This is a genomic window from Gloeotrichia echinulata CP02 (assembly GCA_038087035.1).
GTDB lineage: Bacteria > Cyanobacteriota > Cyanobacteriia > Cyanobacteriales > Nostocaceae > Gloeotrichia > Gloeotrichia echinulata.
This window is the reverse complement of sequence record CP051187.1, coordinates 5,839,876-5,854,589: the sequence shown is the minus strand read 5'-3', so window position 1 is coordinate 5,854,589 and position 14,714 is coordinate 5,839,876. Positions and strand designations below refer to the sequence as shown.

Annotated in this window: 16 protein-coding genes; 7 read left to right on the top strand and 9 right to left on the bottom strand. The window is 42.7% G+C overall.

What is annotated here, in order from left to right; translation table 11 throughout:
- Nucleotides 1–83: 83 nt before the first annotated feature.
- Entirely contained in the window at nucleotides 84–515 is a 432-nt protein-coding gene (tnpA, locus tag HEQ19_26015) for an IS200/IS605 family transposase (protein ID WYM03631.1), read from the top strand.
- 124 nt (nucleotides 516–639) lie between these two features.
- Here the strand turns inward: tnpA (HEQ19_26015) and HEQ19_26010 are convergent, their stop codons facing one another.
- Nucleotides 640–1,707 (bottom strand): AAA-like domain-containing protein, encoded by a 1,068-nt coding sequence (locus tag HEQ19_26010; protein ID WYM02419.1) that lies wholly within the window; start codon nucleotides 1,705–1,707, stop codon nucleotides 640–642.
- A 438-nt stretch (nucleotides 1,708–2,145) separates the two neighbouring features.
- Between HEQ19_26010 and HEQ19_26005 the strand changes: the two genes are divergently transcribed.
- Nucleotides 2,146–2,637: a hypothetical protein gene (locus tag HEQ19_26005; protein WYM02418.1), complete on the top strand. Its 492-nt coding sequence runs from the start codon at nucleotides 2,146–2,148 to the stop codon at nucleotides 2,635–2,637.
- A gap of 66 nt (nucleotides 2,638–2,703) precedes the next feature.
- Here HEQ19_26005 and HEQ19_26000 read toward each other — a convergent pair whose 3' ends face one another.
- The 4 genes from HEQ19_26000 to HEQ19_25985 form a co-directional block, all read right to left on the bottom strand.
- Nucleotides 2,704–2,991 carry a TMEM165/GDT1 family protein gene (locus tag HEQ19_26000; protein ID WYM02417.1) on the bottom strand — a complete coding sequence of 96 codons (288 nt, stop codon included), beginning with the start codon at nucleotides 2,989–2,991 and terminating at the stop codon, nucleotides 2,704–2,706.
- 34 nt (nucleotides 2,992–3,025) lie between these two features.
- A complete protein-coding gene (locus tag HEQ19_25995; GenBank protein ID WYM02416.1) occupies nucleotides 3,026–3,457 on the bottom strand; it encodes a TMEM165/GDT1 family protein in 432 nt (143 codons plus the stop codon).
- 146 nt (nucleotides 3,458–3,603) lie between these two features.
- A complete protein-coding gene (locus HEQ19_25990; protein WYM02415.1) occupies nucleotides 3,604–4,710 on the bottom strand; it encodes an RNA-guided endonuclease TnpB family protein in 1,107 nt (368 codons plus the stop codon).
- Between the two features lie 260 nt (nucleotides 4,711–4,970).
- Nucleotides 4,971–5,321 carry a YkgJ family cysteine cluster protein gene (locus HEQ19_25985; protein WYM02414.1) on the bottom strand — a complete coding sequence of 117 codons (351 nt, stop codon included), beginning with the start codon at nucleotides 5,319–5,321 and terminating at the stop codon, nucleotides 4,971–4,973.
- Here HEQ19_25985 and HEQ19_25980 point away from each other — a divergent pair.
- Both HEQ19_25980 and HEQ19_25975 read left to right on the top strand, forming a co-directional pair.
- The gene (locus tag HEQ19_25980) at nucleotides 5,315–5,533 is read left to right on the top strand and encodes a hypothetical protein (GenBank protein ID WYM02413.1); all 219 of its coding nucleotides are present in this window, start codon (nucleotides 5,315–5,317) and stop codon (nucleotides 5,531–5,533) included. The genes HEQ19_25985 and HEQ19_25980 overlap by 7 nt on opposite strands.
- Before the next feature lie 149 nt (nucleotides 5,534–5,682).
- Nucleotides 5,683–5,805: a photosystem II reaction center protein Ycf12 gene (locus HEQ19_25975; GenBank protein ID WYM02412.1), complete on the top strand. Its 123-nt coding sequence runs from the start codon at nucleotides 5,683–5,685 to the stop codon at nucleotides 5,803–5,805.
- 32 nt (nucleotides 5,806–5,837) lie between these two features.
- Here HEQ19_25975 and recJ read toward each other — a convergent pair whose 3' ends face one another.
- Nucleotides 5,838–7,904, bottom strand: coding sequence for a single-stranded-DNA-specific exonuclease RecJ (gene recJ, locus HEQ19_25970; GenBank protein ID WYM02411.1), 2,067 nt, complete (start codon nucleotides 7,902–7,904; stop codon nucleotides 5,838–5,840).
- A 459-nt stretch (nucleotides 7,905–8,363) separates the two neighbouring features.
- Between recJ and lepB the strand changes: the two genes are divergently transcribed.
- Nucleotides 8,364–8,957, top strand: coding sequence for a signal peptidase I (gene lepB / locus HEQ19_25965; protein ID WYM02410.1), 594 nt, complete (start codon nucleotides 8,364–8,366; stop codon nucleotides 8,955–8,957).
- Nucleotides 8,958–9,529: 572 nt separating this feature from the next.
- Here lepB and HEQ19_25960 read toward each other — a convergent pair.
- The 3 genes from HEQ19_25960 to HEQ19_25950 form a co-directional block, all read right to left on the bottom strand.
- Nucleotides 9,530–10,063 carry a ComEA family DNA-binding protein gene (locus HEQ19_25960; protein WYM03630.1) on the bottom strand — a complete coding sequence of 178 codons (534 nt, stop codon included), beginning with the start codon at nucleotides 10,061–10,063 and terminating at the stop codon, nucleotides 9,530–9,532.
- Nucleotides 10,064–10,078: 15 nt separating this feature from the next.
- A complete protein-coding gene (locus tag HEQ19_25955) occupies nucleotides 10,079–10,453 on the bottom strand; it encodes an NINE protein (protein ID WYM02409.1) in 375 nt (124 codons plus the stop codon).
- A 112-nt stretch (nucleotides 10,454–10,565) separates the two neighbouring features.
- Nucleotides 10,566–11,897, bottom strand: coding sequence for a transposase (locus tag HEQ19_25950; protein WYM02408.1), 1,332 nt, complete (start codon nucleotides 11,895–11,897; stop codon nucleotides 10,566–10,568).
- A gap of 281 nt (nucleotides 11,898–12,178) precedes the next feature.
- Here HEQ19_25950 and tnpA (HEQ19_25945) point away from each other — a divergent pair, with 281 nt between their 5' ends.
- Both tnpA (HEQ19_25945) and HEQ19_25940 read left to right on the top strand, forming a co-directional pair.
- Complete coding sequence (tnpA, locus tag HEQ19_25945; GenBank protein WYM03629.1) at nucleotides 12,179–12,610, top strand: IS200/IS605 family transposase; 432 nt, start codon at nucleotides 12,179–12,181, stop codon at nucleotides 12,608–12,610.
- A gap of 254 nt (nucleotides 12,611–12,864) precedes the next feature.
- Nucleotides 12,865–14,694, top strand: a complete 1,830-nt coding sequence (locus tag HEQ19_25940; GenBank protein ID WYM02407.1) for a calcium-binding protein — start codon at nucleotides 12,865–12,867, stop codon at nucleotides 14,692–14,694.
- The last annotated feature ends 20 nt before the right edge of the window (nucleotides 14,695–14,714 follow it).

Genomic DNA, 14,714 nt, shown 5'->3' with positions numbered 1-14,714 from the left:
ACCCATGTTCCGCTCCGCTTCACGGCTTCTCTGCGAGACGCTCCGCGAACGGGACAGGGATTGCTCCCCCTGCTCCCTGCTCCCTGCCCCTCCGCCTCTTTGGTCAAGTTCTTCCCAGAAAAGGCTCTCATTCTGTTTTCTCTATTCGCCAACATTTTGTGTTTGTAACCAAGTACAGACGCAAAACAATAACCGCTTCAATGTTGGAACGGTTGCCAGAAATATTTGCAAATGTCTGTAGAAAAACCAAGTGCAGACTAATCGAGTTTTCAGGCGAAGTGGATCATGTTCATTTGCTAGTTGATTTCCACCCAGATAACAACTTATCCGTTCTTGTAGGTAGTCTAAAATCAGCATCAAGCAGAATTATTCAGAAAGAATTCTCAGAACATCTATCTAATTTTTATCGTCAACCTGTTTTTTGGTCTAGTTCATATTATGTCTCTTCTACTGGCGGCGCACCAATTGAAAAAATCAAGCAATATATACAATCTCAAGAATCCCCAAATGAATGAATGGCTACTCCTCATACATCCATTCCCTTATCAACCTTGCGGTCGATTTTGGTCATAGATGCAATCGTCGCAGCCCGCTATTCATCCCCACCTTGCGAGTACGCTGAAGGTGGGGACTTTCGCGCTACGTTAAACTTCCTTGGTATTGGGCGACAAGTCCGGTCAACCGCAATTCCAGATGTTCCGAGGAGTTCTGAGCGGGGATTCTTCCCTGTTGGAGAATCTGCTGGGATAGTTGTAATAATTGTTGGCTTCTTGAAGAATTACGCAGCAGGCGATCGCGAATAGTTCTTAAATGCTCAGGTTCGTCCTGAGCTTCCCAATTTTCAATAATTTTGCTCTGCACAATTTCCTCAACCCACGCCTGTTCTTCGCCTGCTTGAGGAGGATGAATTTCTGTGCTATTCAGGTAAAAATGGACAATCAACCAACAGAGTTTTTGAGTAAGAAAAGGCTGTCCATTAGTCCAATATAAAACTTCTTTTAAGACGGCTTCCGGGTTGCTAACTTTGCCGACAAATCCGTTGACCAAAGGCTGGCTCTCGTTGACATTGAACCCTTGAATTTCAATGGCTCGACCAATGTTAAAAGGCGTAGAATAGTGTTTGTCTTGAATCAAATCTGAGGGCGTAGCTACTCCCAACAAAGCAAAAGACAATCGCCTATAGGCTGGTTTAATAGCTCTATTTTCATAGCAATGACGAATCAGAGAAAAAAATTCGTCAGTGGAAAACTTCAAACCCAGTACGCTATCAATTTCGTCGATAAAAATGACAATTTTTGTTTGAATCTGCGTCAACAAGACTGTTTCAATAAATTCATTTAAGCACTGGATGGGGGAAAGATCGTCCCTTTCTTTTAACCAACTGCGCCGGTTTATTTGCAACCCAAAACCGCTGACCAATTCCTGAATAATCCCCCCATACCATTGCGAAGCAGTTATTTGCTGGCTACCAATCCCGCTCAATTCAATTTCTGTACAAGCAAATCCTGTAGATCGCAACTTCTCCATTGTCCGCACTCTTAGGCTGGACTTCCCCATCTGTCTAGCGTTGAGGACATAGCAGTACTCAAGAGCTAATAACCCTTCGTAAAGTTCAGTATCAGCCTGTCGCACTACATAAGTTGGCGCATCCGGCGGAAGACTACCACCAGGCTGATACTGATAGTTGGGGTTAAATTTGGCAAACATTGGTATTTTCAGCTGCTCAAGACCTTGGTAAGTCTTAATTTTCACACGTTTTAGGTTGCTTAAGACCTGAATTTAACTGAGATTGACCTGAATTTAACTGAGATTGACCTGAATTTAACTGAGATTGACCTGAATTTAACTGAGATTGACCTGAATTTAACTGAGATTGACCTGAATTTAACTGAGATTGACCTGAATTTACAGCCATCTTCAGGTAAATAGACCACGCTTTTGGGGCGCAAGGCCTTGCGCCCCTACAAGAATCTGTGGTTATTGCATGAAAATTACTGTAAACAAAAATTAATATTTATTAATCTAATATAAGCTGGCAACCCTGAATTATTTAATCTTTTCGCTGTTTTGTAAAAGTTAATTGATAAGTGTTGTCAAACTAACTCCTAGGTTAGAAACTAAAGATACAACAGAGGCAATTATTTTATGAATGCTATTTCTAACCTTCAATTCAATCAGTCAATTTGGCAAAGAGCTATCTTATTAACTCTAGGCTTCTGGCTGAGTGCTAGCCTAGTTTTAGACTGGGTAATTATGCCTAGTATGTACATTTCTGGCATGATTACCCAAGCGAGCTTTACTACAGCAGGCTATGTGATTTTTTGGAATTTTAATCGCCTGGAATTATTATCTGCATCTGTAGTATTGACTGGCATACTAGCTTTGAGTAAAACTCAATCTCAGTGGCGTCTAAATGGCATTATTTTATCTGTAATGCTGCTGGCTGTAGCTCTGCTGGAGACCTATTTTTTTACACCGCAAATGTGCGCTACAGGAGTTAATCTCAACCTATTTGCAGGGGAGACAACAATTCCAGCCACGATGAATTTACTCCACGGTGGTTATTTTGCACTCGAAGCAGTCAAACTCGTAGCCGGTGGGATACTTTTGAACTGGTGTTGGCGACAACCAGTGTAAAATCCTCAGAACCCCTCCCCGCAAGCGAGGAGGGGTATTTTTGCCTTCATCAACAGTGGAGTGGAGTTATGGTGCTTGTTCGGAATCGCTGAATAACAGCAGACGTGTAGCGAGGATCGCAAATCCCACAGCGGCGATCGCCTTTAACAAGCGTGTAGGTAATAATTCCGCCACCGCACCCCCTGCTAATGCTCCCAATAAACTAGTTAAAAGCAGGGCAGCAGCTGTGCCAAAAAATACAACACGCGGAGATTGACTGCGACCAGAAAGGGCGATCGCCGCTAACTGACTCTTGTCACCTAATTCTGATAAAAAAACTGTAATAAAACTTAATCCTAAAAGATGCCAATCCATGATATTTTTTTGAAGGTTGATAACTGACTATTGACTATTGACCAATCACTACATCCCAAAACAACATCACCGAAATCAGCAACAACATTACTCCTGCTGATTTTTCTACGGTTTTCGGGCTAAGTCGAGCAGCTATCCAACTACCTAACAATACGCCTAATAAGCTGGTGGTTACAAGTGCCGCCGCAGACCCAATAAATACTACCCACGGCGCATGGGATTCCGCACTCATTAACAGGGTAGATAGCTGAGTCTTATCTCCAATTTCTGCTAAAAAAATAGTCGCGAAGGTCGTAGCGAAAACAACCGCCAGTGATTCTGGCTTTTTTGGACTCTCGACAACTATCGGCGCAACCCCATCAGCGATCGCACTAGTTAAGTTACTATCGGTGCTGTCTTTTATTTCTGACTGGCTGACAGTCTCAGATATGCCAGAAAGGCTTAAAGGTACAGATTCAAGTTTCACAGGCAGTAGTATTGTTTCTAGTTTGTTTTCATATTCTTTTCATTTTCTCAGATCTCTGTCATAAATTGCAACTAGGAGATTGCTGCTACATAAAAGCTGGACAAATCCAGACATTACTTGACGTTTCAACGGGAGCATGGGAGCGGCTATCCCTTAACGTCCAGACACGCTTTAGCCTGACGTGCATATTTTTCGAGATTTTTAGATGCATTTAAATCTCTGTCTTCAGTATGCTGACATTTTTTACACTCGTAAACCCGCTGTGATAGACTAATTTCTTGAATTTCTCCACAATTTGCACAAGTTTTACTAGATGGGTAAAATCTATCTACAAATACGACAGTTCCACCATATCTAATTACTTTATATTCTATTTGTCTACGGAATTCATAAAAATTGGCATCGCTGACAGCACCGGCTAACTTATGATTTTTCAACATCCCCGAAGTATTCAAATCCTCCAAAGCAACAACTGCGTGGTTTTTGCAGATAAATGTAGTTGCTTTATGAGTGGCATCAATACGTATATTAGTAATACGTCGATGCAGTTTAGATATTCTCAACTTTTGTTTTTTGTAACGATTACTTCCCTTAATTTTTCTTGTAAGTTGACGTTGTAATCTTGTTAACTTTCTCCTGGCACTTTTTAAAGCTTTCGGATTGACAAAAATCACTCCTGTTGATAAGGTAGCTAAGGTTTTTATGCCTAAATCAACCCCGACATAATCATGTTCTTTTTTGGTAATTTCTGGTTCTATTTCATAAGAACAAGAAATGTACCAATCTCCCGCAGATTGAGATATAGTAACCTTTGTGGTTGTGGTGTGAAGTAAAGATTCATAAGTTGCAACCCAGCCAATCGTTGGTAATTTAATGCGTTTACCACCGATATTTATTGGTTTACCACCTGCATTAATTGTAAAACTCTCATTTCTGCCTTTTCTTTTAAACTTGGGATACTCTGCACGTTTACAAAAGAAGTTCTTAAAAGCTTTCCCTAAATTATCAAAAGCAAATTCCGTGATTTTTTGACAAATACCTTTTTCTTTAATCCATGTCAAAAATGGCTTGACTTCATTATTAAAGAACTTTTTCAAAATCAAGTGATTGGGTTGATATCCTGATTGATACAATGCTTGCCATGTGGCGAGTCCCCAATTGTATGTAAATCGGGATATGCCGGCATGTTTTGACATCAGAATTTTCTGGTCGGCAGTCAATTTTAACTTGGTTTTGATAGAAGTCAGTAACACAAATTTACTTGTAAGGCAAGCTTTTCAAATCATCACATAAACAGTACAGGTGGGTCTAGAAGGTTTATGTAAATTTTCTTGAAACATGTGGTGAGAGAAGCCCTGTGAGCGCGTAGGGTCTGCACCATACGCGTGCAAGGTTTTTGGTGCGGTTTGTCAATAAATGTCCGTGGAAGTCCGGCAAATACTTGACTAGGAGATTGCTCTCCCAATCCCCAGTCCCCAGCGATGCACTGAGCTTGCCGAAGTGTCCCCAATCTTCACAGTCCCACAGCTTTGTCGAAGCGTAGCATTTCCAGACTTCTGTCACCGTACACCCCTTCTATTTGTTGACGACAGCAGTCAATGGCGAAATCATTCACGTCTTCAGGCTCAATCCCATACATATCGCCAAATATATGTGCTTCTACACGACAGAAACGAGGACGATTTGCGTAGATGCGGCATTCTCTTGTGGTATGGTCAAAATTAACGCACCATCCCCCTTCGCCTACCATGCTGAAATAAAGTTCCAGTTCTGCGGGTGAGAGATACTCCTCTATGTCTGGTCGATCTGCTGGCTCAAGATTACAGCAGGCGCCACATTGCTTTACACATTGCCAATTTGCCATTTTTTCACCTTCATTTGTCATTTGTCATTTGTCATTGGTCATTTGTCATTGGTCATTTGTCATTTGTCATTTGTCATTTGTCATTTGTCATTTGTCTAACTCCCAATCGCCAATCGCCAATCGCCAATCGCCAATCCCCAATCGCCAATCCCCAATCCCCAATCCCCAATATTTTACGTTTTTATGTATTTTTTTATAATTTTGTTAAGTAAATTAAATGTTACACCCCATAGACAGATATGATCAATTGCGGGTTTTGCAATTAAGCTAGTCAACTACCTACACTGACCTTTGGTAGAGTGTAGGCTTACAAGAATCAGCTTTTGAATTTTTTCAGGCAATTGAGACAAAAGGAGGAAAAATGTTTGACGTTTTAGCCAACATCAATTGGGAAGTGATTTTTCAGCTACTGTTTGTCGGCTTAATCGTGATAGCCGGTCCAATAGTAATTTTTGTCCTAGCATTTCGCAACGGCGACCTTTGACACAGTTAGGAGTGAGGAGTACTCTTAACTCCTCACTCCTGACTCATGACTGATAACGCTTGCAGGGCAGCTTGAATAATTTTGTCATAATGTGGTAGAGATATATCAACCTCTACAGCATCTTGACGATTATTGCCCAATAAACCCATTTTCTGTCCTGGCTGCATAACTAAAATTTTTCCTTCAGGATTTTTAATTCTTAATTCTGGTATGGAACCCTGATGATACATAGCGCAAGTGTAGGGACGCCCATTGTACTCAAAGGTGGCTTTTGAGGTAGGGGGTGAGGGGAAAAATGGGTGAATCTGGGTTGGGAGTCGGACTCCGATTAATTCCATCTCGATAGTGGTATTGCCATTAAAGTAATTTTCTCGCAGTTTGTAGGCGATATCGACACGGGTTGGTAGGGGGAAGTAGTCACCCCAACGCCAAGCGATCGCCTTAATTGTATACTGTTGATCAGCGACGGTTTGAGCAACGGTGAGCTTGATGTGTCCCTTCCCCACGATTTTTTGCTCAACCACTTGGACATTGGCTGTCCAGAAAACTGGATCGGGATTGTCGATACCGCAAGGATGGAGAGTATTTAACTGTTGGTAAAGTTGGTGATTGATTTGACTGAGATTAGCTTGAGTATCAATCTTGAGTAATGGCTTGAGGTGTTGGGGTTCTAGACACTGGTTAGCAAATTCAATCAAACGCGATCGCAATTCTGGTAAATTCGCCGCTGGTAAAGAAAATCCCCCCGCTGCTTTGTGTCCGCCAAATTTACCTAGTAAATCGTGACAAGCTTCTAAAGCTGCAAACACATGAAACTCAGGAATTCCCCGCGCTGAACCGCGAATATGTTCCTCATCCTCATAAGTACCAATGAACACCGGGACACCGTAGCGTTCCACCAAGCGCGAGGCGACAATACCAATCACGCCGTGGTGCCATTTGGGTTGGACAACGACTAATACACGGTCAAGTAGTAGTGATGTTGCATATAATGATTCTACATGAGCGATCGCTTCAAGTTCAATTTGCTCACACATTTGTTGACGCTGCAGGTTAATCGATTCGCACTGCCTTGCTCTTTCGAGGGCTATTCCCATATCATCTGTAGTCAGCAGTTCAATGACAATCTGCGGATCAGCAATCCGACCAATAGCATTAATTCGCGGACCCAACCGAAAGCCAATATCCTCCGGTTTCAACGATTTTGGATTTTGGGAGTTGGTCTCCCCCTCTCCCCTCACCTGCACCCCAGCTACTTGAATCAGTGCCTGCACACCTGGTAATTTAGACTTGGGTAAATATTGTAAACCGCGTTTTACCCAGCGACGGTTAACCCCAGTCAAGGGAGCTAAATCTGCTATCGTTCCTAAAGTAAATAGTGCTAACATGGGAGGGATTAAGCCGTGAGTCTTCCCTAATTGTTGTGCCAGACACACCGCCAAGATATAGGCAACACCAACACCAGCCACACCCCGGTAAGGTGAAGATTCTGCTATGAGTTTGGGGTTAAGGATAGCATTAGCATTTGGTAATTGTTGTGGGATATCGTGGTGATCGGTGATAATCACCTTCAAACCCAGTTCTCTAGCTCTTCTTATTGGTTCAACCGCCGAGATCCCATTATCAACAGTCAGAATCAGTCCGACACCTTCACTATGGAATTCTTCCACAATCCGCTGATTAATCCCATAGCCATCGTGCATCCGACTGGGAATAGCATAATTCACATCAGCACCTAAACTGCGGAGACTCCGCAACAATAAAGCCGTGCTAGTCATCCCATCAGCATCATAATCACCACATATAGCAATTTTTTCTCCAGCGGCGATCGCATTTTCCAATAACTCTACACTAATTGGCAGATCAGGAAATTCCTCCAACGGCGAAGGTAAGACTAAAGACTCTGGATCTAAAAATATTTGCGCTTGTTCTACCGTTTCCACACCCCGATTTACCAGCAATTGGCTGACAATCGGCGAAATATTCCTCGTTAGCGCCAGTTTTTGAGCAAATTCTGTCTGCTGCGGCGAAATTTGCCAACGTTGATTAGGTAAACGCCTGCGGGGTGTTGAAGATTCGTCGAGAAATTGGTCTAGCACAAGAAAAGTTAGGAGTTAGGAATTTGGAGATAGGACTTAGAAATGCTAACTCATCATATTATCTGTTGAGGTCGCAAAGGGAAAGGTTAATCAACAGACAAGCAAATAAGACCTTAACCTCTCACGAATGCTCTGAGATCGACTTTCTCAAAAATGGATAAAGTCGAGCTAAGACAATTGCATAAAAAAATAAGTCAAACCTATCAAGTGATTAAAAAAGTTAATTCTGTACTCATCTTACCCAGATAAAATTCTTTTTTTTACCGTTCGTTGATAAATCTTACAGCCTCCCCACCTCATCAATTAGCGTTGAATGATGGGACAAATTTTATCCTCGCGCTTCGCTTATTATTGATGTTTGTATGGGTTGGTGCAAAACCCAGCTTGCTTACAAGCATACTTTTAGCGTAAAAATAATCAAAGTATTTGTTCCACTTTTCTAACTGGCTGAAAAATTTTATGACGACTCACGAAAGTGATGTGAAAGAGGCTCCTGCATCGGCGAAAATATTCCGTAATTGGCAGGAAAATCTGACTCTGATAGCGATCGCCCTGTGTTTGGCCTTCCTGATTCGGACTTTTATCGCTGAACCCCGTTATATACCCTCAGACTCAATGGTGCCAACCTTACATACAGGCGATCGCCTAGTAGTAGAAAAAATCTCCTATCATTTTCACCCCCCCACAATTGGTGATATTATTGTTTTTCAGCCTCCGGCAGAACTACAAAGGCGCGGATATCCTAAAGACCAAGCTTTTATCAAGCGCATAATTGGTCAGCCTGGAGAGATCATTAACGTTGCTGATGGCAAAGTTTACATCAACGGTCAACCCTTGCAAGAAGACTACATCGCTGAACCACCAAATAGTCCCTTCCCACCAGTAAAAGTCCCCGAAGGCGAATTCTTTGTCATGGGAGATAATCGCAACGATAGTAACGACTCCCGCTACTGGGGTTTTTTACCGAAAAAAAATATCATCGGTCGCGCCACATTTCGCTTTTGGCCTCTTGATCGCTTTGGGTTGATTGAAAGAGCGAGCAGTGAGCAGTGAGCAGTGAGCAGTTTGGATTGTAATATCCTTTAGCTTAACCCGGCAGAAGCCCCACACCATACCCGAAGTTGGTGTGGGATGAATGACGGGATAAAAACGAGACGCCCTCTAATTGTTTTTTACCGCAAGTAAAACAGATTAGAGGGCAGTTGAGTTTTTATCAATATCTTGAGATAGGTAATCACTTCTTGCTAGAATATATAAGTGACGACAAAGCCTAAAATGCTGGTCTAACATAGTACCTTCTCCCAAAGGGAGAGGCTGCGCCAAGAAAACTGAAAATATGGGGTTTTATAGGGAAATGCAACCGTGTATGCGTTGCTACCTCCTGTAAGTAAAATTTTCAAGGAAACTAGTTTGAACTTGGAATTTTTTTAAGACCAAGAGTGGGGCAGGGCACGTACCTCACTATAAAATGCTGTGGTGGGAAAAATGGAGTACCACTAAAGAAGTTCCTGATATCCTTAACAGGACTCGGAAGCCTACACCACATTGCTTGCAATTGGTGTAGGAGTGTCACCTACATCATAGCCCCCTCATCCCTTGCGGGGGTGGTCTATTGTACCTGACTTTTAAAACCTTAAATAATACATTAACTGAGCGATCGCATCGCCAGGTAGTTGTAACCGTTGCTGGAAATCAACTAGGTTACGGTATAGTCCACCTGATAAACGATTTTCCACCACTGCTTGGGCTAGAGACAAATCTATAAAGGGAACTTCTGCTAGCTTCTCAACTGTGGCTGTATTTGGGTTAACTATATGCGTAATATTGACTAGAGATTCTTCGTCATAGTAATTAAAACTTAACACCTGCTTCAGTGGTTCTAGTCGCTGTACTGGCATTGCTAAAGCTGCAGCAATATCTTCTATACAGTAATATTTAACACCTGAACGCGAAAGTTCAACAAGCGATCGCGCTTGGTGAATTGACAAACCTGGTAGACGTAACCAATCATCTACAGTCGCCTGATTAGCGTCAATTTGCATCCCCAGTTTTGCTGCTATCTGAATTTCTTCCCCAGATTGTAATCGATAGTAGGGGTCGTTGAGGATTTTGGCACGGAGTTTTTGTAACCTCAAGTTCAAAGGTAGCCAGTTGTTCATCATGATTAGCTTAGGTTAGGTCATTTGGTCTAGCAGCTGGCGGCGTTTTTGCTCAAATTCGTACTCTGTAATCAGTCCATCTTGGCGCAGAGCATCTAACTCCCGCAAGGCGTTAGCCACTGTTTCTACCTGATTGCTTACCTGCGGTGAGTTCAAGACTTGCGACTTACCCTGATTAAAATTCCGATCAAAAGCTTCTTCATCTAGCGCTAAGTACCAAACTCCCTCAATCGCACTAGCTACCTTGGGGATAGGCGTCCAGGAAAGCAAGACATACAACACACCCCATAGCGGCTGTCCTAAATAAAACTTATGTAATCCAGAAACGGTCAGCGTGCCAGCAAAAGCTAGAATAGCGGCAACACTGCGGCTTTTTCGCTTAATTAACATATTTTCAAATATACCACTACCACATTACTAGTATTAGAGCAGAAAGCCCACCCCTAGAGGCGCAAGCGCCCCTACGGCTATCTGTGGTTATTGCATGAAAATTGCTGATGAACTACCCACAGTTGGCTCCGCCTGAACTGTGGGTTTCTACGTCCCTCAGTTCGTTTCTAGCAAAGCTTTCTGTAGATTTTTGACGCTTCTTTGCCCCTAGTTGCTTCATGCTTCCCGCTTTTTTGCGAGTACATGAAGTAGAGCTAGATGGCTCTGCGCCTACGAAGCCAGTTCCTGACTCCGGTAGAGTGCCTTTAGCCCAGTAAAGCATTACCTCGGCAGCAGCAATATCTCTGTCCTGACGGTATCCACAAACACCACACTCGTGAACTCTAATATCAAGTGTTTTCTTATGTTGATGACCGCACTTTGGACAGGTTTGGCTAGGCCTTACCTTCAGGGTTGGAACTTCTACAAATACACCACCAATTTGTTCTACTTTGTATTTGACAGTATCGCGTAGCATCCCAAAACCTACGTCAAGTATTGACTTATTCAAACCCGATTTTTGCTTCTTGCGCTTACCTTTTTTAGCCTTGCTGGTCATCTTCTTTACTTCTAGTTTTTCAGTTGCAACGAAGCTATTACCGCTGACTATTTCTGCTGCAACTTGATGCACCCAATTCTGTCTTTGATTAGCAACCTTGCGAGTTATCTTGCTAACCTTAGCTTGGGATTTTTTCCATCTTCTAGAAGCTTTAATTTTTTTCTTTCTATTTGGTGCGCGTTTGCGTCTCTTCTCTTTAGACGCTTTTTTTATTTTCTGTTCAGCATTCCTCAAAAACTTTGGCGCTTCAATCTGTTGATGATTTTCGCCATCAGTAATTGACAATGCTGCTTTACATCCTAAATCTATACCAATAGCACCCGTTGGTAAAATTTCTGGCTTGAGAACTTGGTCTAAAGCATCAATTGTGATTGATGCGTACCATTTACCATTTCTGTAAACAATTGTGCAAGTAGTTGGTTTACCCCAATACTTAGCTTTACCCCTCATTTGAATTCGTCCAATTTTAGACAGATTCAAATACCCATTTTCGCCATTAGATTCTACAGAATAACCAGTTTTAGCTGGATATGTCCAACCAGAATAATGGCGAATTGACTTGTATTTAGGGCGTTTACCCAATCCTACAAACCAGCGTTGGAAAGCAAAATCAACACGTTTTAAAGTTGCTTGTAGAGCTTGTGAATTGATTTCTTTATACTCTATCCAAACTTCTTTGAACTCTGGCAAACAATTCTGTTGTTCAAAATAATCAACCTTGTGGTTGAACTTTTGATATTGAGTGAATCTGTTATAAATAGCAGCATTATACAAGTCTTTATGGAGCTTTCGGTGATACCGCAAAGACTTCTCTATCTGCTTATTTGGGTATAACCTGAAAGTCATCCGTCTTGTAGCCACTGATTTATTTGCCTCCTTTTTACATTTATTCTATGATATTACAGTTGACCTATAGGCTTGTCAAAAGAGGCAGGGGAGCAGGGGGCAGGGAGCAAGGGGGAAAACTGAGACGGAGCTTGTACTCCGCCCCAGTAAGAGCGCCCTAGAAGGGCGGGGCTTCTCTTCGAGACGCTCCGCAAAGATACCCATGTTCCGCTCCGCTTCACGGCTTCTCTGCGAGACGCTCCGCGAACGGGACAGGGATTGCTCCCCCTGCTCCCTGCTCCCTGCCCCTCCGCCTCTTTGGTCAAGTTCTTCCCAGAAAAGGCTCTCATTCTGTTTTCTCTATTCGCCAACATTTTGTGTTTGTAACCAAGTACAGACGCAAAACAATAACCGCTTCAATGTTGGAACGGTTGCCAGAAATATTTGCAAATGTCTGTAGAAAAACCAAGTGCAGACTAATCGAGTTTTCAGGCGAAGTGGATCATGTTCATTTGCTAGTTGATTTCCACCCAGATAACAACTTATCCGTTCTTGTAGGTAGTCTAAAATCAGCATCAAGCAGAATTATTCAGAAAGAATTCTCAGAACATCTATCTAATTTTTATCGTCAACCTGTTTTTTGGTCTAGTTCATATTATGTCTCTTCTACTGGCGGCGCACCAATTGAAAAAATCAAGCAATATATACAATCTCAAGAATCCCCAAATGAATAGCGGGCTACTCCTCATACATCCATTCCCTTATCAACCTTGCGGTCGATTTTGGTCATAGATGCAATCGTCGCAGCCCGCTATTCATCCCCACCTTGCGAGTACGCTGAAGGTGGGGACTTTCGCGCTACGTTAAGCGCAAATATTTACGAAAACTTCATATTACAAACCGTTCATTGTGGACAATTTAATGATTTATTTATATTTGTATAGAGTTAAATCCAGGCACATATTCAACGGAAGGAAAATCAAAGTATATGGCTATATCTGTATTGAACATTGAGAACATTGATACCTTGGGTGAGAGCTTACTTGCCGGCAAAGTCGCTGCTGCTGATTTCGCCCGTCAGCTCAGTGATTCAGCTTTTGTTGAAAAAACCCGTTTGGCTAACCCAGCGGCTGAAACTATTGAAACTAATAGCGATGTAGCGACTGAGTTTGTTTTCAAATTTGCTCCTGATGTAGCAAAGAACGAGGTCGCTTTCAAGACATTCTTGACCGCTAATCAAACAGCCTCTACTGATGTAGTAAATAACGAGGTCGCTTTCGAGACATTCTTGACCGCTAATCGAACAGCCTCTACTGACGTACTTTTAGCCCCCTCCCAGGCTGATTCCAAACTGCTAGCTCCTGCTGTGGCTCCCAAGTTCGTTCAAATCCTTCATCCACTGAACATCATTATTGGAACACCTAGTAATAACATTTTGATCGGTACAAACACCACCCGTGATATCATTTTCGGTCTGGATGGTAATGATCTGCTCTTCGGACAAGGCAAGAATGACTTCCTTTTTGGAGGCAATGGCAATGATATCCTGATCGGTGGAATCGGTAACGATCTTCTGTTTGGCGAAAACGGAAATGACATTCTGATTAATTGTGCAGGCAGTGATATCCTCTTTGGTGGTGCTGGTAATGATTCCTTTTTCGTGTTAGATCCCAGTGGTAGCAGCCAGATCAACGGTGACACTGGATTTGATACGGCCAACTATAGTGGTTTAGGTCAGGCAATTACCCTGAAGTCTACTGGAATCGTGACAAAAGGAATCGGGTTTGGTACAGACCAACTGGTTCAAGTCGAGCAAATTATTGCAACTTCATCACTCAACGACTGGATTGATGCATCTGATGCAATCAGTCCAACTTCAGTAAGCGTTGATTTATTGAACCATTCCCTGATTGTGAATAATGTTCCTGGTCTAGGAACGCTCAACTTTACTGTCAAAAACTTTGAGAACGTCAGAGGTACGGCTCAAAACGACAGCATTACTGGTAATGCTAGCAACAACATTCTCGGTGGAGGTGCTGGCGACGATGTGTTGGGTGGTAGCACGGGCAATGATACCCTCAACGGTGATGCAGGTATTGATACAGCAAACTACAGTGGTTTAGGTCAGACAATAGTTCTCGGTACTACGGGTACTGTCACCAAAGCAGGTGGAGGTATTGACCAGTTGAACGGGATTGAAACCATCACGGCTTCTACCCTGAAGGGCGATACGATTGACGCCTCCGCTGGAACTGGTAGCACCAGTATTACGGCGAACCTGGCTATCAATAGCTTGACTGTGAATAATGTTCCTTTTCTGGGAACGCTCAACTTTACTGTCAACAACTTTGAGAATGTGACAGGTACCGCTAATAATGACACGATTATTGGCAATGCTGGCTACAATATCCTCCGTGGGGGTGCTGGCGTTGATTTCTTAGTGGGTGACGCTGGTAACGATACCCTCACCGGTGGTAGTGGTGTTGATTTCTTAGTTGGTGGTGTTGGTAACGATGAGTTCACCTTCTCAAATCCTACAGAAGGTCTAGATTTCATCACTGATTTTGTTTCTGGGTCTGATAAGATCGTGGTTTCTGCCTCTGGTTTTGGTGGTGGTCTAACCCAAGGTCTGCTTGCTGGTGGTAACTTCTTTGTGGGTGGTGCTGCAACAATCGGCACTCATCGGTTTATCTATAACAATTTTACGGGTGGATTGTTCTTTGATGTCGATGGTAACGGTGCTGCTGTACAACAGCAAATTGCTACCCTAACTTCTTTACCAACCCTGACATTCAGTGACATCCAGGTCATTGCTTAACGACTACTTGTCGTGAACTA

What these genes read in the sequence shown, in the direction of transcription:
- HEQ19_25940 (WYM02407.1), top strand. Translation starts at nt 12,865, where the DNA reads ATGGCTATATCTGTATTGAACATTGAGAACATTGATACCTTGGGTGAG.
- HEQ19_25975 (WYM02412.1), top strand. Translation starts at nt 5,683, where the DNA reads ATGTTTGACGTTTTAGCCAACATCAATTGGGAAGTGATTTTTCAGCTA.
- HEQ19_26005 (WYM02418.1), top strand. Translation starts at nt 2,146, where the DNA reads ATGAATGCTATTTCTAACCTTCAATTCAATCAGTCAATTTGGCAAAGA.
- HEQ19_25985 (WYM02414.1), bottom strand. Translation starts at nt 5,321, where the DNA reads ATGGCAAATTGGCAATGTGTAAAGCAATGTGGCGCCTGCTGTAATCTT.
- HEQ19_26010 (WYM02419.1), bottom strand. Translation starts at nt 1,707, where the DNA reads ATGTTTGCCAAATTTAACCCCAACTATCAGTATCAGCCTGGTGGTAGT.
- HEQ19_26000 (WYM02417.1), bottom strand. Translation starts at nt 2,991, where the DNA reads ATGGATTGGCATCTTTTAGGATTAAGTTTTATTACAGTTTTTTTATCA.
- HEQ19_25950 (WYM02408.1), bottom strand. Translation starts at nt 11,897, where the DNA reads ATGACTTTCAGGTTATACCCAAATAAGCAGATAGAGAAGTCTTTGCGG.
- HEQ19_25955 (WYM02409.1), bottom strand. Translation starts at nt 10,453, where the DNA reads ATGTTAATTAAGCGAAAAAGCCGCAGTGTTGCCGCTATTCTAGCTTTT.
- lepB (WYM02410.1), top strand. Translation starts at nt 8,364, where the DNA reads ATGACGACTCACGAAAGTGATGTGAAAGAGGCTCCTGCATCGGCGAAA.
- HEQ19_25960 (WYM03630.1), bottom strand. Translation starts at nt 10,063, where the DNA reads ATGAACAACTGGCTACCTTTGAACTTGAGGTTACAAAAACTCCGTGCC.